Here is a 16,722-nt window from a genome sequence, read left to right as displayed (position 1 = left end):
ACCACGAGAAGGGGGCTCACCCGCATGACCCACACCCGGCGGATCCGCGCGGTCGGTGCCGCGCTGGCCGTCGGCGTGCTCGCCGGGTGCAGCCTCATCGGTGACGACCCCGCCCCCGAGGGCGAGCCGCCGGAACAGGCGTCCGACCGTGTGACGGCGTTCCGCGAGACCGGACGGCCGGTGACGCACGACCTGCTGGCGACGATGGGTAGGGCACCCACGCAGCTCTTCACCCTCCCCGTCGCCGCGACGGACCCGCGGCAGGAGTGCCGCGGAGCGACGTGCGTCGTCACCTGGCGCCCGCTCGACGCCGACACCGTCGTGGCCGAGGGCACCGTCAGCAGCTCCCGCGGGGACCGGCACGACTTCCGCTCCGCCGTCGACCTGACGACCGGTGGGGTGGCGTGGTCGACCTCCGAGTCCGTCCCCGCGGGGCAGGTGGACACCGGTGAGATCTGCGTCGGCGGGACCGCCGACGCGCTCGTCTGCGTGGAGACCGGGACCAGCGGCCCCGACCAGTACGCCTTCCGCACCATCTCGGCGGACAACGGCGCGCAGGTGGCGCGTGCCCCCTTCGCCGAGGTCGTGCCCTACGCCGGGGCACCGACCCCGCAGGACTCGACGATCGTCGGCATGAGCGCCGAGCGCCGCGGTGACGACGTCCACGTGAGTGTGCTCGTCCAGGAGGACGAGGCCGCCACCCGGACGGCGTCGGTGCACGCGGCGAGGATCGGGGCCGACGGCTCGATCCTGTGGCACAACCAGTCCCCGGCCAGCATCGGCGACGGGATCCTCAGCGAGATCCACCTCCTCGGCGACGAGCTCGTCATCACGCACGTGACCACCGAGGACGGCGAACCCTTCGCCCTCTCGGCCGAGACCGGCGACCTCGTCGTGATGTCCTCGGACAACGCCGACGCGCTGACCGGCATCGCCGAGTCCGCCCGCCAGTTCGTCGACGACGGCAGCGCCACCGACCACCGCTTCCTGCACGACGGATCCGGCAACACCCAGGTGCTGCCCAGCGGTGACGTGGACGAGGACCCGCTGTGGAGCATCCCCTCCGACGTGGGGCTGGGAGCCGTGTGCGGTGGCGTCGTGGCCCTGACCAACGACCCGTACGACGACGTGACCGGGCACGCCGCCTCCGTGCACGCCCTCGAGGACGGTCGCGAGCTGTGGCGCCGCCCGCTGCCGGACGAGGCGGCCATCTCCTGCGACGGCGACCACCTCGTCGTGGCCGACGACGACGGGCTGACCGCGCTGGCCCCCGAGACGGGTGAGCAGGCGTGGTCGGTCGACGGCCCGTGGGAGCAGGCGCGCACCATCAAGGCGCTCGACCCGACCGGAGCGTCCGAGCGCTTCGCCGTGATCGGCGCCGACGCTGCCGGCGAGGAGACGGTCACCGTCTACCAGGCCCGGTAGGCACCGCTACGGTGACAGCCATGAGTGACCTCACCGTGCTGCACAACCCGAAGTGCTCGACCTCCCGCTCCGCCCTCGAGACCCTCGACGCGGCCGGCAAGCAGGCCCAGGTCGTGCAGTACCTCAAGGAGCCCCTCGACGAGGCGGCCCTGCGCGAGCTGATCGCCAAGCTCGAGGACGAGCCGACCGACCTCGTGCGCCGGGACTCGTTCTTCAAGGACCAGGGGCTGAGCGATGACGACGTCGCCACGACCGACCAGGTCGTCGCCGTCCTCGTCGAGCACCCGCGCCTGATGCAGCGGCCCGTCATCGTCAAGGGCGAGCGCGCGATCATCGGCCGCCCGAAGGACCGCGTCGCCCCCTTCGTCGAGGACTGAGCGCACCCCACTCAGCAGGAGAAACCCCCGCTTCGCAAGAGTCTGGAACTCATGCGAGGCGGGGGTTCATCGGGTCACCCGGAAATCGGGGGGCTGGTGGGGCGAACTCAGTCCACCTGCAGCTCGCCCATCTCCTCCCAGCCGGTGCCCTCGACGACGCGGCTGATGATGCGCGGCGTCTCGGCGAGCGCGGGCCGCATGGTCTCCAGGCCCTTGGCGAAGTGCTCGCTGCTCACGTGCGCCTCGCCGGCGTCGTCCTGGAAGGCCTCGACGAGCACCCACTCGTCCTCGCGCTCCAGGCTCTTGCTCCACTCGAAGAAGATGTTGCCCGGCTCGGCGCGGGTGGCCTCGGTGAACTCCCGGACGAGCTCGGGCCACTGCTGCGTCCACTCGGGTTTGGTGCGGTACTTCACGACGATGAGGATCATGCCCTCACGCTAACGCGGTCCGCAGCGCGCCGTGGTTGACCAGGTCGGCGGCCGCCGCGCGCACCAGCGCACTGGCATCGGGGTGGTCCCCGAGCTCGGCGACGACCACGTCGACCAGCTCGTCGATGGTGTGCTCCACGTCCGCGGCCAACCAGATCGCGGCCCCGGCACCGGCCAGGCGAAGGGGGCGTGACCCGACGAGGACGAGCACCTCACCGTCGTGGGCGATGGCGTCCGACCACGACCCCCGGACGAGCTGGGTGGCCGCCCCGAGACGCATTTCCCCAGGGAGGTGCGGATCCTTGGGGGCCGTGTCTGGCACTTCCCCGAGGACGTGCGGGTCGTCGGGGGGCAGGTGCTCCCATGCCGGGGGCGGCATGGCGGGGCCGGCGAGGTGCTCGCGCACGAGGTCGTGGCAGGTGTCGATCTCGGCGTAGCGCAGCCGGGCGGCTGGCCCACCGACGGTGACCGCGCGGGCCAGCCGGTCCAGACCGTCGGGGACGAGCCAGGTCGAGGAGGTCTCCGGCAGCACCGCGATGAGCTGGTCGAGCAGGCCCACCGGCTCGATGCTCGGCTCGGTGGCCTCCCCGTCCCGCTCGAGCGTGAGCAGTCGCTCGAGCCGGGCCAGCCCCGGCGTCGGCCCGAGGCCGAGCTCGTCCGGTGACGGCTCCTCCTTGCGCCAGCGGTCCCGCGGGTCGACGACCAGGGACGGCGGCTTGGGGTGCGGCGCGATGCGGTGGTCCTCCAGCAGCACGAGTGTCTCGTCCGAGAGGTAGCCCAGCCGCCGCCCGAGGACCCGGGTGGCGGTCGACTTGCCCCCACCCGAGGGTGCGACGAGAGCGATCGCGCGTCCCGACTCGTCGGCGAGCGCCGCCGCGTGCAGCAGGGTGACCCGACCGCGCAGCCGCACCAGCCCCTTGTTGGTCACCTCGCGGGAGAGGTCGTAGGGCTGCTGCGACGTGGTGACGCGGATCGTCTCCGGCTCGTCGTCGACGATCGTCGTCGCCCGGGTGGCGAGGTCGATGCACCGCTGCCACCGGGCCGCGGTCCCCGCGGCGGTCGCCGCATCGAGCCCGGACACGTCGAGCACCCACCGGCACCCCATCGACACCATGTCGAGGTGACGGTCCTCCCCCTTCGCCCGGTGACTCACGCACGACATCCTCCCCTAGGCTCGGAGCATGCCGAGACCGCACTCCGCCGCGATCATCGAGGACGCATGGCACCGCCAGGTGGCCGGCGCCATGCGTCGCCGCGGATGGGGCACCCGGGTGCTCGCCCACACCGGCTACGGGAGCGTGGACCGGGTGCGCGTCCTCGGCCGGGTGCTGATGACCCGCCGCCCGTACGCCCCCGCCGCGGCCGACGCCCGGGCGACCTGGCTGGAGCTGCGCACCGCCGACAACGAGCGAAGGGGGTGGCGCTTCTTCTTCGCCACCCCGGCCAGCGGCGAGCCGGTCACCGTGACCATCGGGGAGAAGGAGTTCCGCACCCGCGTGGACCGCTCGGGCATCCTCGACCTGACGATCACCGGCCACGACCTCGAGCCGGGCTGGCACGACCTGCACATCTCCTCGCCGCGGGCCGCGGACACGACGGCGGCGGTCTTCATCGTCGACCCGGAGGAGACCTTCGGGATCGTCTCCGACATCGACGACACGATCATCACGACAACGATGCCCCGGCCGATGATCGCCGCGTACAACACCTTCTTCCGCCACGAGGGCACCCGCCGGGCCGTCCCCGGGATGGCGACGATGTACCGCGAGCTGCTGCGCGAGCACCCGCGCGCACCGATCGTCTACGTCTCGACGGGCGCGTGGAACGCCGTGCCGCCGCTGACCCGCTTCCTGCGGCGGGCCGGCTACCCGCTCGGGCCGATGCTCATGACCGACTGGGGCCCGACCAACACCGGCTGGTTTCGCTCCGGCCAGGACCACAAGCGCGCCTGCCTGCACCGGCTCGTGCGCGAGCTGCCCGAGGTCCGGTGGGTGCTGATCGGTGACGACGGGCAGCACGACCCGAGCATCTACGGCGAGTTCGCCGAGCAGCGCCCCGACCGGGTGCGCGCCATCGGTATCCGTGTGCTGTCCGCGACCGAGCAGCTGCTGAGCCACTTCACCCCCATCGCCACCGACGCCTACGAGCAGCACGTCGGGGTCCAGCTGCCGATCTGCCACGCGGCCGACGGCTACACGATGCTGGAGCAGATGCGCCAGGCCCTCGGGACCACACCCTCGGAGCGGAGCGATGCCTGAGCTGCCCGAGGTGCAGGGACTCGTCGACTTCCTCGACGAGCACCTCGGCGGGCTGGCCGTCGAGTCGCTGGAGCTCGCCTCCTTCACCGTCCTGAAGACGGTCGACCCACCGCCGCAGGCCCTGGCCGGTGCGCCGGTCGACGGGGTGCACCGGCACGGCAAGTTCCTCGACATCGACTGCGACGGGACGCACATGGTCATCCACTTGGCGCGCGCGGGGTGGATCCGCTTCAGCGAGGAGCTCCCGCGCACGATGCTGCGGCCGGGCAAGTCCCCCGTCGCGCTGCGGCTGCGGATGTCCGACGGCTCGGGCTTCGACCTCACCGAGGCGGGGACGAAGAAGAGCGTGGCCGCCTACCTCGTCCGCGACGTGCAGGAGGTGCCAGGCGTCGCCCGCCTGGGCCCCGACCCGTTGTCCCCGGGCTTCACCCGGGAGGCCTTCGGCGAGCTGCTCGCCCGGCGCCCGGCCCAGGTCAAGGGCGTCCTGCGCGACCAGTCGCTCATCGCGGGGGTCGGCAACGCCTACTCCGACGAGGTGCTGCACGTGGCGCGGCTGTCCCCCTTCGCCCATGCCGCGAAGCTCACCGACGACGAGGTCGACGTCCTCTACGAGGCACTGATCACGACCCTGACCGATGCGGTCGCCGCCGCCTCCGGCAAACCGGCCCAGCAGCTGAAGGACGCCAAGCGCGCGGGGATGCGCGTCCACGGCCGCACCGGCGAGGAGTGCCCGGTGTGCGGGGACGTCGTGCGCGAGGTCAGCTTCGCCGACCGGTCCCTGCAGTACTGCGCCACCTGCCAGACCGGCGGCAAGGTGCTCGCCGACCGGCGCACGAGCAAGTTCCTCAAGTAGCCGCCCCCAAGTCCGCAACTGCTCAGGCTCTTGCGAAAACCAGGCCCCCAAGTCCGCAACTGCTTAGGCTCTTGCGAATACCCGGGCCCCCAAGTCCGCAACTGCTTAGGCTCCTGCGAAAACAGGGGGGAGGTCAGACGTCGGCGGTGATCAGGCGCCAGGCGGAGCGGATGTGCTCCTCGGTGATCTGCGCGGCGGCGTCCCCGTCACCGGCGGCGACCGCCTCGTAGATCGCCCGGTGGTCCGCGCGGAGCTTGTCGACGACGTCCTCCCACCGCCCCACCGACCGGAAGGCGTCGAGTATCGGCAGCCGCATCGACTCCCGGATGGCGGCGGTGAAGTCGCGCGCGAGGTGGTTGCCGGCCGCCGATGCGAGCGCGACGTGGAAGGCGGTGTCGCAGTCGTTGAAGGTCACCCGGTCGATGTCCGGGTCCGACATCCGCTCGAGCAGCTCCTCGATCGACGCGAGGTGCTCGGGCGTCGCGTTGGTCGCCGCCAACCGCACGCTCAACGACTCCAGGGAGACCCGCACCTCGAGGACGTCGGGTACGGGGAAGTTGGCCAGGGCCACGTGCAGTCGCAGCAGGCGACCGAGGGCGCCGCTCGGCACGGCGGTGATGATCGTCCCGCCCGCTCCCCCGGCGCCCACAGCGGAGCGGACCACGCCCTGGGCCTCCAGCGTGCGGACCGCCTCACGCACGGCCCCGCGGCCGACCTCGAGCATCCTCGCCAGCTCGCGCTCGGCGGGGAGGGTGTCCCCGACCGCCAGGCGGCCGCCGAGGATCTGCTCGTCGACCCACGCGAGCACGATCTCGTAGGCCTTGGGGGCCCGAGCCGGTGCTGGGGTGGCGTCAACGGTCACCAGCACAGGATGGCACGCGCCGAGGCTGTGGAGAACAGATGGTCGGACCATTGCGGGAGGACAATGGTCCGACCATTGACACGCCACGGCGCGGTCCTCTACAGTCGGCCACCTGAATGGTCCGACCATTACTCCTGCCCAACGAAGTGCACCCGGAGACCCATGAGCACCGCTGCAGCACCAGCCGCCTTCCAGCCCGACATCGCCCCGGTCGCGGACAGCCTCGTCGCCTCTGCCCTCGTGGCCCTCCTCCCGCTCGTGACGATCTTCGTCACCCTCGGCGTCCTTAAGTGGAAGGCCCACTGGGCCGGCCTGAGCTCGGTCGCCGTCGCCATCCTCGTGGCCGTCCTCTTCTTCGGGATGCCGATCGACCTGGCGTTCCTCTCCGCGACCGAGGGAGCCGTCTTCGGCCTCTTCCCGATCATGTGGATCGTCTTCACGGCGATCGTCCTGTACCAGGTCACGGTGCGCTCGGGTCACTTCGAGGACCTGCGCGCGACCTTCCGGCTGATCTCCGACGACCCGCGCATCCAGGCGATCATCATCGCCTTCTGCTTCGGTGCCCTCCTCGAGGCGCTGGCCGGCTTCGGCGCCCCGGTGGCCATCACCGGCGTCATGCTCATGGCCGTCGGCTTCGCCCCCCTTCGCGCCGCCACAGTCGTACTGCTGGCCAACACCGCCCCCGTCGCCTTCGGTGCCATCGCCATCCCGATCATCACCGCCGGCAACCTCACCGGCATCCCCTACCAGGAGATCGGCGCCTACGTCGGTCACCAGGCCCCGGTCATCGCGGTCTTCGTCCCGCTGCTCCTCGTGCTCATGGTCGACGGCAAGCGCGGCGTGAAGCAGACCTGGCCGGCAGCCGTCGTCATCGGCATCACCTTCGCGGTCACCCAGTGGATCTCCGCCACGTGGATCTCGGTCGAGATGACCGACATCATCGCCTCGCTGGTCTCCCTGGCCGTCGCCGTCGCCTTCCTGCGCGTCTGGCAGCCGACCGGCGGCGACGAGGCCACCGAGTCCCTGCAGGTCGAGCGCGAGAAGCAGTTCGCGACCGTCGGTGGCGCCCCGACCGACGCCGCCTCTGGCTCCGCCGGTGAGCACCACGTCTCGCCCGAGGAGCTCGATGCCCAGGCCGACGCGCTCACCCCGAAGTCGATCGCGTGGGCGATGTTCCCCTACGTGCTCGTCGTCGCGGTCTTCTCGATCGCCAAGCTGGTCCCGCCGGTCGATGCCTTCCTCACCGGCACCGACGTGGCGGTCCCGTGGCCCGGTCTCGACGGCCAGGTCCTCAACCACGACGGCAGCGTCAGCGGCTCCACCACCTACGGCTTCCCGTGGCTCTCCTCCCCCGGCACCCTGCTGCTGATCTGCGGCATCGTCGTCGCGCTCGTCTACGGCATCGGCTTCTCCGGTCTCTTCGCCGAGATGAAGGCCACCGCCATCCAGATGCGCTTCGCCTTCCTCACCGTCGCCTCCGTGCTGGCGCTGGCCTATGTCATGAATCTCTCCGGCCAGACCATCACCATCGGCGCCTGGATCGCCGGCACCGGCACCGCCTTCGCCTTCTTCAGCCCACTGCTCGGCTGGATCGGCACTGCGGTCACCGGTTCGGACACCAGCGCCAACGCCCTCTTCGCCACGCTGCAGCAGAGCGCTGCCGAGCGCGCCGGCATCGACCCGACGCTGCTCGTCGCCGCGAACACCTCCGGTGGTGTGGTCGGCAAGATGATCAGCCCGCAGAACCTCACCATCGCGGCGACCGCCGTCGGGCTGGTCGGCAGGGAGTCCGAGATCTTGCGCAAGGTCCTACCGTGGAGCGTGGGGCTCATCATCGTGATGTGCCTGCTCGTCGGACTCCAGTCCACCGTTCTCTCCTGGATGCTGCCATGACCACCTCGTCGCCCGCCCCGTCCTCGCACCCGATCGGCGCCACCGACCTGCGCGTCGCCCTCTTCGCCACCTGCTTCAACGACACGATGTGGCCGGAGACGCTCAAGGCGACCGTGCGGCTGCTCGAGCGCCTCGGGTGCGAGGTCGAGTTCCCGATGGAGCAGACCTGCTGCGGCCAGATGCAGACCAACACCGGCTACGGCAAGGACGCGGCACCGCTGGTGCGCCGCTTCGTCGACGTCTTCGACGGGTACGACGCGGTCGTCGCCCCGTCCGGGTCGTGCGTCGGGTCGGTGCGTGAGCAGCACGCGACGATCGCCCGTGAGGTCGGCGACGACACGCTCCTCGGTCGCGTGCAGCAGACCGCGCCCCGCACGTACGAGCTCTCGGAGTTCCTCGTCGACGTGCTCGGCGTGACCGACGTCGGCGCATACTTCCCGCACCGGGTGACCTACCACCCGACCTGCCACTCCCTGCGCATGCTGCACGTGGGCGACAAGCCCCTGTCGCTGCTGCGCGCCGTCAAGGGCATCGACCTCGTCGAGCTGCCCGGCGCGGAGGAGTGCTGCGGGTTCGGTGGGACCTTCGCGATGAAGAACGCCGACGTCTCCATCGCCATGGGGGCCGACAAGGCCCGCAACATCACCGGCACGCAGGCCGAGGTCGTCGTCGCGAGCGACAACTCATGCCTGGCACACATCGGCGGGATGCTCTCCCGCCAGCGCGCGGGAGTGCGGCGCCTGCACCTCGCCGAGATCCTCGCGAGCACGGAGGAGGAGCAGCTGTGACCACCACCCGACCGGGCCCCCTGCAGGAGACGTCACCGACCTTCATGGGTATGCCGTCCTTCCCGGAGGCCGCCGAGGAGGCGCTGGGCAGGACCCAGCAGCGCCACAACCTCCACCACGCCACGCACACGATCCGCGCCAAGCGGGCCGGGGTCGTCGGCGAGCTCGACGACTGGCAGGCCCTGCGCACCGCAGGCGCCGACGCCAAGGACGAGGCCCTGGCCCACCTCGCGGACTACCTCGAGCAGCTCGAGGAGAACCTCACCGCCAACGGCGCCACCGTCCACTGGGCGCGCGACGCCGAGGAGGCCAACCGGATCGTCACCGGACTGGTCCGGGCCAAGGAGACCGACGAGGTCGTCAAGGTCAAGTCGATGACCACCCAGGAGATCGAGCTCAACGAGGCCCTCCGGGACGCCAGCATCGACGCCTGGGAGACCGACCTGGCCGAGCTGATCGTCCAGCTCGGCGGCGACCTGCCCAGCCACATCCTCGTCCCGGCGATCCATCGCAACCGCAGCGAGATCCGCGAGATCTTCCTGCGGGAGATGGGCGCGGTCGGCCGGGCCGCGCCCGAGGACCTCACCGACGACCCGGCCCGCCTCGCCGAGGCCGCCCGACTGCACCTGCGGGAGAAGTTCCTGCGGGCGAAGGTCGGGATCTCGGGGGCGAACTTCGCGATCGCCGACACGGGCAGCCTCGTGGTCGTCGAGTCGGAGGGCAACGGCCGGATGTGCCTGACCCTTCCGGAGACGCTCATCTCCGTCGTCGGCATCGAGAAGGTCCTGCCGAGCTGGGACGACCTCGCTCCGATGCTGCAGCTGCTGCCTCGCTCGAGCACCGGCGAGCGGATGAACCCCTACACCTCGACGTGGACGGGCACCCACGACGGGGACGGCCCGCAGGAGGTGCACGTCGTCCTGCTCGACAACGGCCGCACGCACGTCCTCGGCGACAGCATCGGGCGCCAGGCGTTGCGGTGCATCCGCTGCTCGGCCTGCCTCAACGTCTGCCCGGTCTACGAGCGCACCGGCGGCCACGCCTACGGCTCGGTCTACCCGGGGCCGATCGGTGCGGTGCTCAACCCGCAGCTGCGCGGCACCGCGAGCGAGGTCGACAAGTCGCTGCCGTACGCCTCGACCCTGTGCGGCGCCTGCTACGAGGTCTGCCCGGTCAAGATCAACATCCCCGAGCTGCTCGTGAAGCTGCGCGGCGAGGTCGCCGACCAGGAGCGACCCAGCGCCGAGTCGGCCGCGATGGCCGCCGCCGGCTGGGTGCTGTCGGACCCGCGCCGCCTCGGCGCCGCACAGAAGGCCGCGAACTCCGTCGGTCGCCTCCTCGGTGACCGCACGATCCGCACCGTCCCGGGCATGGGCGCGTGGACGAGTGCCCGGGACGTGCCCACACCCCCCACGGAGTCCTTCCGGCAGTGGTGGGCTCGCGAGAGGGGGACGCAGTGAGCAGCGCCAAGCAGGAGATCCTCGACCGGATCCGCGGGGCGACCGCGGACATCACCACGGAGGCGAAGGGGGTCCCCCACCCCACCGGCACCGCGTCACCGCAGGAGAGCCCGGCCACGGCGACGCTAAACCGCTTCGCCGAGGCCGTCGCCGACTACGAGGCGAGCGTCCTGCGGGTGCACGCCTCCGACCTCGCCGACACGATCGCCCGGGTCCTGCAGGACAACGACTGCCGATCGGTCATCGTCCCCGACGGTGTCGACGAGGAGTGGACCGGCTCCCTGGGGACCGCACCCGAGGTGCTGCGGGACTCCCCTTCGCTCGCCGCCGCCGACCTGGACCGGGTCGACGCCGTCCTCACCGCGTCCGCGGTCGGGATCGCGGCGACCGGGACCATCGTGCTCGACCACCGGGCCGACCAGGGCCGACGCGCCCTGACGCTCGTCCCGGACACCCACGTGTGCGTCGTGCGTGCCGACCAGGTGGTCGCGGACGTGCCGGACGCGGTCTCCCGCCTGCGGCCCGACCCGCACGACGCGCGGCCGTTGACGTGGATCAGCGGGCCGAGCGCCACGAGCGACATCGAGCTCGAGCGGGTCGAGGGTGTCCACGGCCCCCGGACCCTGGTCGTGCTGCTCGTCGAGGTGTAGGCCACCCACCCCTTCGCCCCGGGACGCGAAAATCGACTCAGGACGTGGTAATTACCGCGTCCTGAGTCGATTTCTGCGCCCGGAGTCAGGAGGCGGAGAGGCTCACCGACCCGACGCCGCCCTCGACGACGACCGTGCGGTCCGACGCGGGGTCGCTGCCGAGGTCGTTGTGCACGTCCCCGACACCCCCGCTGGCATCGACGTCGTACGCGGCCGTGTCCGGCAGCTGCACCGACACGCCGCCGACGCCGACCTTGGCGCGCACGTGCTGCGGAGGCTCGACGGACTCGACCCACAGCGAGCCGACCCCCAGGTTCGCGGTGATGCGCCCGCCCGTGGACTCGGCGATCCGCACGTCACCGACACCGGTCTCGACGTCGACGTCACCGTCGATGCCCTCGACCGTGACCCGGCCGACGCCCTCCTCGATCCGCACGTCCGCACCCTCGGGCACGACGACCGTCCAGTCGGTCGAGCAGGGCAGGACGACCCCGGAGGGGCAGGTCGCCTCCAGCGAGGCGGTGCCGCCGGTGACGTCGACTGAGGCGTCCGGTCGGCGCAGGCCCCACTCGGTCGTGCGGGTGACCCGCGGCTCCTCGCCGGCGTCCGCCGCACGGACGCGTACGTCACCGACGGCGTTGTCGATCCGCAGGTCGGAGACGTCCGCGGGCAGTGCCTGCTCGCTCGTGGACGTCTGCTTCAGCATCGGCCCGGCGAGGAGGATCCCGACCCCGAGCACGAGCACGATGGTGAGCAGGCCCGCGACGACCCAGATGGGGCCGGAGGGGGTGCGCGACGGGGGGACCTCCGCCGCGAGCCGCGCGGACTCGGCGCGCCTGGTCTCGCGCACCCGCTGGGCGTCACGCAGGTAGCGCTCCCGCATCTCCGGGTCCTGCGGCTCACCGGGTCGGGTGGGCACGGGCGTCTGGGACATCGGTCAGTCCTCCTGGTCGAGCCAGCGGAGCACGGCGAGCACGCGGCGGTGGTCACCGTCTGCGGGCGGCAGGTCGAGCTTGGTGAAGATGGAGGTCACGTGCTTCTCCACGGCCCCGTGGGAGACGAAGAGCTCCTTGGCGATCGCGGAGTTCGTCCGGCCCTGGGCCATCAGGTCGAGCACGTCCCGCTCGCGCGGGGTGAGCGCCGCGAGCGGGTCCGCGTGGCGGGCCCGGGTCAGCAGCTGGGTGACGACGTCGGGGTCGAGGACCGTGCCGCCGCCCGCGACGTCCCGCAGCGCGGCGATGAAGTCGCTCGTGTCGGCGACGCGGTCCTTGAGGAGGTACCCGACCCCCTTCGACTTCGAGGCGACGAGCTCGGTCGCGTACTGCTCCTCGACGTACTGGCTGAGCACCATCACGGCCGTGTCGGGGTGGCTGTCGCGGACCTTGAGTGCGGCGACGATCCCCTCGGAGGTGAAGGTCGGGGGCATTCGCACGTCCACGACGACGAGGTCGGGCCGGTGCTCCTCCACGGCCGCCAGGAAGGTCTCGCCGTCCGGGCATGCCGCCGCGACCTCGAAGCCGGCCGATGTCAGCAGGCGCACGATCCCGTCACGCAGGAGGACGGAGTCCTCGGCCAGCACGACCTTGGTGGGGGTCTCGCTCATGACAGGCTCCGTCCGGTGCGAAGGGGGAGGGTTGCGGTCAGTCGGGTCGGTCCGCCGTGCGGGGAGTGCACCTCGAGGGTGCCGTCGACGGCGGTGACCCGCTGGCGCAGTCCGGTCAGGCCGGTGCCCCGCGCGGGATCGGCGCCGCCGCGGCCGTCGTCGGTGACGACGGTCGTCAGGTGCTCCTCGTCTCGGGTGACGTCCACCCGGGCGTGCTCGGCACCGGAGTGCTTGGCGACATTGGTCAGGGCCTCGCTGACGACGAAGTAGGCGATCGCCTCGGTCGTGGGGTCGAGCCGGCCGACGTCGCGCACGTCCACCGACACCGGGACGGCGGACCGGGCCGCGAGCGCGGGGAGCGCGGCCTCCAGACCCCGGTCGGCGAGGATCGGCGGGACGATGCCGCGGGCGACGTGGCGCATCTCGACGATGGCCTCCTTGGCGGAGCGGTGTGCCTCGTCGATGAGCCCGGCCGCGGACTCCGGGTCGTCGTGGAGCGCCTGCTTGGCCATGCCGAGGGTCATCGCGATGGAGACCATGCGCTGCTGCGGCCCGTCGTGCAGGTCCCGCTCGATCCGGCGGCGCTCGGCCTCAACGGAGTCGACGGCCTCGCGGCGGGAGTCGGTGAGGGTGTCGACGCGGGCCGTGAGGTGCTCGAGGACCTTGCGCTCGTCCCGCCCGAGCAGCCAGCGGGCGAGCACGATGTCGACCGAGGTGAGCAGGTGGGCGACGAGGGGCAGCAGGATCAGGACGACGAGGGCGGACACCCAGGTGATCGCGAGCGCCGTGAAGCCCTGCACCTCCACGAGCCCGTAGATCTCAAACCCCTGCTCGGGCGAGCGTCCGCTGAGCACCGGGACGATCAGCAGCAGGAGCGTCTGGGCGAGGACGAGCACGGTCAGCCAGCCGGTGACGAAGCCCCACAGCGAGTGCAGCGCCAGGTAGGCGACGCTGCGCCACGAGTGCTCGTCGAGGAGGAGCCGCCGCCACCACGGCTGCTCCCGTCGCGCCGGCGGGTGCACGCGACGACCGGAGAGGGCGACGATGCGGTGCCGCTCGGCGTGGCCGATGATGCCGGCGAGCCACACGAGGGGGATGAGCAGGAGCAGGCCGATGCCGCCCGCGGTGATGGCCACCGTCGCGCCGATGACGAGCGCCGTGAAGACCATCGCCACGACCGAGGTGAGGATGCTCGTGACGAGGAGGAGCACACTGCCCCAGCCGGCGAGCCAGCGTCGCCCGAGGCCGGGGCGCTCCAGCCGCTCCAGTGGTGGATTCATCGTCTGTGTGGTCACGGGACAACTCTCGCAGCCGGCGCCGCCCCGGTCTGCCGAGTTCTCCCCAGGACGAAGGGGGTTCTCCCCCTTCGCCATGCCGCGTGGTGCTGCGTCGGTGTCCTTGTCGTGCGGCGACCGCCGGACCTACTCTTTGGTACGGCCCTCACCGTAGAGGGCACCTGTGATGGAGACCCCCATGGCTGCCGCCACCCTCTGTGAAGCCTTCCAGCAGACCCTGACCGTCGACCCGGGGGCGGTGGCGCTGCGGACGCCGGGGGACGCCGTCTCGGTCACGTGGGCGGAGTACGGCGACCACGTGCGCGCGGTGGCCGCAGGCCTGGCCGCACTCGGGTACCGGCACGGGGACACGCTCGGGATCATGCTCTCCAACCGACCCGAGTTCGCCTGGGTCGATGCTGGCGCGATGCACCTGGGGATGACCCCCTTCTCGATCTACAACACGTCGGCACCGGAGCAGGTCGAGTACCTCTTCGGCAACGCGGGCAACCGGATCGCGGTCACCGAGACCGCCCTGTTGGGGGCGATCCTCGGCTCCGGGGTCGCCCTCGACCACGTCGTCGTCGTCGACGGCACACCCGAGGGCGCGACCCACACCCTGGCCGAACTCGAGGGCCTGGGTGATCCCGACTTCGACTTCGAGGCCGCCTGGCGCGCGGTGCAGCCGGACGACGTGCTCACCCTGATCTACACCTCCGGCACCACCGGCCCGCCGAAGGGGGTCCAGCTCACCCACCGCAACCTGCTCGCCGTGCTCCACGGCGCCGAGGGCGTCGTCGACGTGCGCTTCGGTGACCGCATCACCTCCTTCCTGCCGGCCGCGCACATCGCCGACCGGGCGTCGGCGCAGTACTTCAACGTGGCCAGGGGGGTGCAGGTCACCTACATCGCCGACCCGCGGGAGATCGCGACCGCGCTGCCCGACGCCCGACCGACGGTCTGGTTCGCCGTGCCCCGGGTGTGGGAGAAGATCAAGATGGGCATCGAGGCGAAGGTCGCGGCGGACGAGAGCCCGGTGAAGCGGAGGCTGGGCGCCTGGGCGCTGCGGATGGCCGACAAGCAGGGCGGCGCGTTGCTGGACGGCAAGCGGCTGAAGGGCCTCGACGCGGTGCAGCTGATACTCGCCGACCGGCTGGTGCTGAGCAAGGTCCGGGGCGCGCTCGGCCTCGACCAGCTGCGGTGGTCCTGGTCGGGCGCTGCGGCGATCGCCCCCGAGACGCTGCGTTTCTTCATGGGTCTGGGCATCGACGTGTGCGAGATCTGGGGCATGTCGGAGATCGCCGGCGCCGGGACGATCAACCCGCCGGGTCGGGCGAAGGTGGGGACCGTCGGCCCGGCGCTGCCCGGCTTCGAGATGCGGATCGCCGATGACGGCGAGCTGCTCTTCCGCGGGGACTGCGTGACACCCGGCTACCGGGGCGACCCGGAGAAGACCGCCGAGACCATCGACGCCGACGGCTGGCTGCACACCGGGGACGTCGGGACGATCGACGCGGACGGGTACCTGACGATCACCGACCGCAAGAAGGAGCTGATCATCAACGCGTCCGGCAAGAACATGTCCCCGTCGATGATCGAGAACACGCTCAAGGTGACCACCCCGCTCGCCGCGACGCTGACCGTCGTGGGTGACGGCCGCCCCTACAACGTCGCGCTGGTGACGCTGGACCCGGACGCGGCCGCCGCCTTCGCCGAGCGGGTCGGTGCCCCCGCGGACCCGGCCGTCCTCGCGGAGCACCCGGAGCTCGTCGCCGAGGTCGACAAGGGCATCGAGGCGGGGAACGCCAAGCTCTCCCGCATCGAGCAGGTCAAGCGCTTCAGGGTGCTCCCCGAGTACTGGGCGCCCGGCAGCGACGTGCTCACCCCGACGCTCAAGCTGCGCCGCAAGCCGATCAACGAGCGCTACGCCGAGGAGATCGAGGCGCTGTACCGCGGGTGAGGGTCAGGCGTACTTGCGCGCCATCTCCACGGCCTGCTGGACGTAGCCGCCACCGAAGATCACGGCGTGGACCATCACCGGGAAGAGCTGGTGCAGCCCGACCCGCTCCTGCCAGCCGTCCGCCAAGGGCGCGGCCTCGTCGTAGGCGGCGATGATGCGCGCGATGTGCGGGGCGGTGAAGAGCAGCAGCATCGCGAGGTCGGTCTCGGGGTGGCCGCCGTGGGCGGCGGGGTCGATGAGCACGGCGCCCTTGCGGGTCCACAGCACGTTGCCGGCCCACAGGTCACCGTGGATGCGCGCGGGTGGGCGGTCGTCGTCGAACTCACCGGACTCGAGGCGGGTGGCGACGCGCTCGAAGAGCTCGCCCTCCTCCTCCCACAGCCCCTGGGAGCGGCCGGCGCGCAGCATGTGGCGGATGCGCTGCTCGGCGAAGAAGGCACCCCACGTCTCCGTCGGCTCCACCGGCATCGGCATCGGGGCGTCCCCCGGGCCGATGAACCCGTGGCTCGTCCACCGCGCGGGCGGCGCGCCGAAGGCGGGAGCCCCGGCGGCGTGGGTGGCCGCCAGGGCCGCCCCGAACTCGTCGGCCGCGACATTGGTCGAGGGGGCCGGGACGTACTTCGCGAGGTCGATGTGGGTGACGTCGACGTCCCTCAGCTCGGCGACGTGCGCTCCGCCGTCCGCCTCGGCCTCGGCGAGCCACAGCAGCCCCGCGGCCTCCCAGGAGGAGTAGCCACGAGGCGCGGCGGAGGTGTCCTTGCGGTAGGTCGGTGAGCTGCTCACGTGACCCAGCCTGCCATCCGCACCGGCTCCGCCTGCCCGGCCTCCTCCTTCGCAGGAGCCTAAGCAGTTGCGCAGGAAGAGCCGCAAGAGCCTAAGCAGTTGCGCAGG

At 71.7% G+C, this 16,722-nt stretch carries 16 protein-coding genes; 9 read left to right on the top strand and 7 right to left on the bottom strand.

Features of this window, described 5'->3' with window-relative positions:
- Positions 1-24: 24 nt before the first annotated feature.
- On the top strand, positions 25-1,425 hold the full coding sequence (locus tag PVE36_RS00745) for a PQQ-binding-like beta-propeller repeat protein (RefSeq protein ID WP_277453953.1): 1,401 nt from the start codon (positions 25-27) through the stop codon (positions 1,423-1,425).
- 20 nt (positions 1,426-1,445) lie between these two features.
- Positions 1,446-1,802: an arsenate reductase (glutaredoxin) gene (arsC, locus tag PVE36_RS00740; RefSeq protein WP_277453951.1), complete on the top strand. Its 357-nt coding sequence runs from the start codon at positions 1,446-1,448 to the stop codon at positions 1,800-1,802.
- A 107-nt stretch (positions 1,803-1,909) separates the two neighbouring features.
- Here arsC and PVE36_RS00735 read toward each other — a convergent pair whose 3' ends face one another.
- Together PVE36_RS00735 and PVE36_RS00730 are read right to left on the bottom strand one after the other, a co-directional pair.
- Entirely contained in the window at positions 1,910-2,230 is a 321-nt protein-coding gene (locus tag PVE36_RS00735; RefSeq protein WP_277453950.1) for a putative quinol monooxygenase, read from the bottom strand.
- 4 nt (positions 2,231-2,234) lie between these two features.
- The gene (locus tag PVE36_RS00730) at positions 2,235-3,383 is read right to left on the bottom strand and encodes a hypothetical protein (RefSeq protein WP_277453948.1); all 1,149 of its coding nucleotides are present in this window, start codon (positions 3,381-3,383) and stop codon (positions 2,235-2,237) included.
- Between the two features lie 28 nt (positions 3,384-3,411).
- Here PVE36_RS00730 and PVE36_RS00725 point away from each other — a divergent pair, with 28 nt between their 5' ends.
- Entirely contained in the window at positions 3,412-4,488 is a 1,077-nt protein-coding gene (locus tag PVE36_RS00725; protein ID WP_277453947.1) for a phosphatase domain-containing protein, read from the top strand.
- Positions 4,481-5,341 carry a DNA-formamidopyrimidine glycosylase family protein gene (locus tag PVE36_RS00720; protein ID WP_277453946.1) on the top strand — a complete coding sequence of 287 codons (861 nt, stop codon included), beginning with the start codon at positions 4,481-4,483 and terminating at the stop codon, positions 5,339-5,341. The genes PVE36_RS00725 and PVE36_RS00720 overlap by 8 nt, the downstream gene beginning before the upstream one ends.
- Positions 5,342-5,474: 133 nt before the next feature.
- On the opposite strand, the gene PVE36_RS00715 is transcribed toward PVE36_RS00720, so the two are convergent.
- Positions 5,475-6,203, bottom strand: coding sequence for an FCD domain-containing protein (locus PVE36_RS00715; RefSeq protein ID WP_277453943.1), 729 nt, complete (start codon positions 6,201-6,203; stop codon positions 5,475-5,477).
- 162 nt (positions 6,204-6,365) lie between these two features.
- Between PVE36_RS00715 and PVE36_RS00710 the strand changes: the two genes are divergently transcribed.
- The 4 genes from PVE36_RS00710 to PVE36_RS00695 are packed head-to-tail and all read left to right on the top strand — an operon-like array spanning position 6,366 to position 10,994.
- Positions 6,366-8,096, top strand: coding sequence for an L-lactate permease (locus PVE36_RS00710; RefSeq protein ID WP_277453941.1), 1,731 nt, complete (start codon positions 6,366-6,368; stop codon positions 8,094-8,096).
- Entirely contained in the window at positions 8,093-8,884 is a 792-nt protein-coding gene (locus tag PVE36_RS00705; RefSeq protein WP_277453939.1) for a (Fe-S)-binding protein, read from the top strand. Before PVE36_RS00710 ends, PVE36_RS00705 begins: the two co-directional genes overlap by 4 nt.
- A gap of 44 nt (positions 8,885-8,928) precedes the next feature.
- Positions 8,929-10,344, top strand: a complete 1,416-nt coding sequence (locus PVE36_RS00700; protein ID WP_277455885.1) for a LutB/LldF family L-lactate oxidation iron-sulfur protein — start codon at positions 8,929-8,931, stop codon at positions 10,342-10,344.
- The gene (locus tag PVE36_RS00695; protein WP_277453936.1) at positions 10,341-10,994 is read left to right on the top strand and encodes an LUD domain-containing protein; all 654 of its coding nucleotides are present in this window, start codon (positions 10,341-10,343) and stop codon (positions 10,992-10,994) included. Before PVE36_RS00700 ends, PVE36_RS00695 begins: the two co-directional genes overlap by 4 nt.
- Before the next feature lie 85 nt (positions 10,995-11,079).
- Here the strand turns inward: PVE36_RS00695 and PVE36_RS00690 are convergent, their stop codons facing one another.
- Genes PVE36_RS00690 through PVE36_RS00680 form a run of 3 tightly spaced genes read right to left on the bottom strand, consistent with a single transcriptional unit; the run spans position 11,080 to position 13,892 of the window.
- A complete protein-coding gene (locus PVE36_RS00690; RefSeq protein ID WP_277453934.1) occupies positions 11,080-11,928 on the bottom strand; it encodes a hypothetical protein in 849 nt (282 codons plus the stop codon).
- A 3-nt stretch (positions 11,929-11,931) separates the two neighbouring features.
- Positions 11,932-12,597 carry a response regulator transcription factor gene (locus tag PVE36_RS00685; RefSeq protein ID WP_277453931.1) on the bottom strand — a complete coding sequence of 222 codons (666 nt, stop codon included), beginning with the start codon at positions 12,595-12,597 and terminating at the stop codon, positions 11,932-11,934.
- The gene (locus PVE36_RS00680) at positions 12,594-13,892 is read right to left on the bottom strand and encodes a sensor histidine kinase (RefSeq protein ID WP_277453929.1); all 1,299 of its coding nucleotides are present in this window, start codon (positions 13,890-13,892) and stop codon (positions 12,594-12,596) included. Before PVE36_RS00680 ends, PVE36_RS00685 begins: the two co-directional genes overlap by 4 nt.
- 178 nt (positions 13,893-14,070) lie before the next feature.
- On the opposite strand from PVE36_RS00680, the gene PVE36_RS00675 reads away from it, so the two are divergent.
- On the top strand, positions 14,071-15,831 hold the full coding sequence (locus PVE36_RS00675; protein ID WP_277453927.1) for a long-chain fatty acid--CoA ligase: 1,761 nt from the start codon (positions 14,071-14,073) through the stop codon (positions 15,829-15,831).
- 3 nt (positions 15,832-15,834) lie between these two features.
- Here the strand turns inward: PVE36_RS00675 and PVE36_RS00670 are convergent, their stop codons facing one another.
- Complete coding sequence (locus PVE36_RS00670; protein ID WP_277453926.1) at positions 15,835-16,614, bottom strand: fructosamine kinase family protein; 780 nt, start codon at positions 16,612-16,614, stop codon at positions 15,835-15,837.
- Between the last annotated feature and the right edge of the window lie 108 nt (positions 16,615-16,722).

Source organism: Janibacter sp. DB-40 (assembly GCF_029510815.1).
Taxonomy (GTDB): domain Bacteria; phylum Actinomycetota; class Actinomycetes; order Actinomycetales; family Dermatophilaceae; genus Janibacter.
Note: the sequence above shows the minus strand (reverse complement) of the source record. Positions and strands in the feature narration are given on the sequence as shown.

Coding starts and splice junctions, on each gene's coding strand:
- PVE36_RS00705 (WP_277453939.1), top strand. CDS start 8,093: ATGACCACCTCGTCGCCCGCCCCGTCCTCGCACCCGATCGGCGCCACC.
- PVE36_RS00710 (WP_277453941.1), top strand. CDS start 6,366: ATGAGCACCGCTGCAGCACCAGCCGCCTTCCAGCCCGACATCGCCCCG.
- PVE36_RS00700 (WP_277455885.1), top strand. CDS start 8,929: ATGGGTATGCCGTCCTTCCCGGAGGCCGCCGAGGAGGCGCTGGGCAGG.
- PVE36_RS00735 (WP_277453950.1), bottom strand. CDS start 2,230: ATGATCCTCATCGTCGTGAAGTACCGCACCAAACCCGAGTGGACGCAG.
- PVE36_RS00725 (WP_277453947.1), top strand. CDS start 3,412: ATGCCGAGACCGCACTCCGCCGCGATCATCGAGGACGCATGGCACCGC.
- PVE36_RS00685 (WP_277453931.1), bottom strand. CDS start 12,597: ATGAGCGAGACCCCCACCAAGGTCGTGCTGGCCGAGGACTCCGTCCTC.
- PVE36_RS00745 (WP_277453953.1), top strand. CDS start 25: ATGACCCACACCCGGCGGATCCGCGCGGTCGGTGCCGCGCTGGCCGTC.
- PVE36_RS00690 (WP_277453934.1), bottom strand. CDS start 11,928: ATGTCCCAGACGCCCGTGCCCACCCGACCCGGTGAGCCGCAGGACCCG.
- PVE36_RS00675 (WP_277453927.1), top strand. CDS start 14,071: ATGGCTGCCGCCACCCTCTGTGAAGCCTTCCAGCAGACCCTGACCGTC.
- arsC (WP_277453951.1), top strand. CDS start 1,446: ATGAGTGACCTCACCGTGCTGCACAACCCGAAGTGCTCGACCTCCCGC.
- PVE36_RS00720 (WP_277453946.1), top strand. CDS start 4,481: ATGCCTGAGCTGCCCGAGGTGCAGGGACTCGTCGACTTCCTCGACGAG.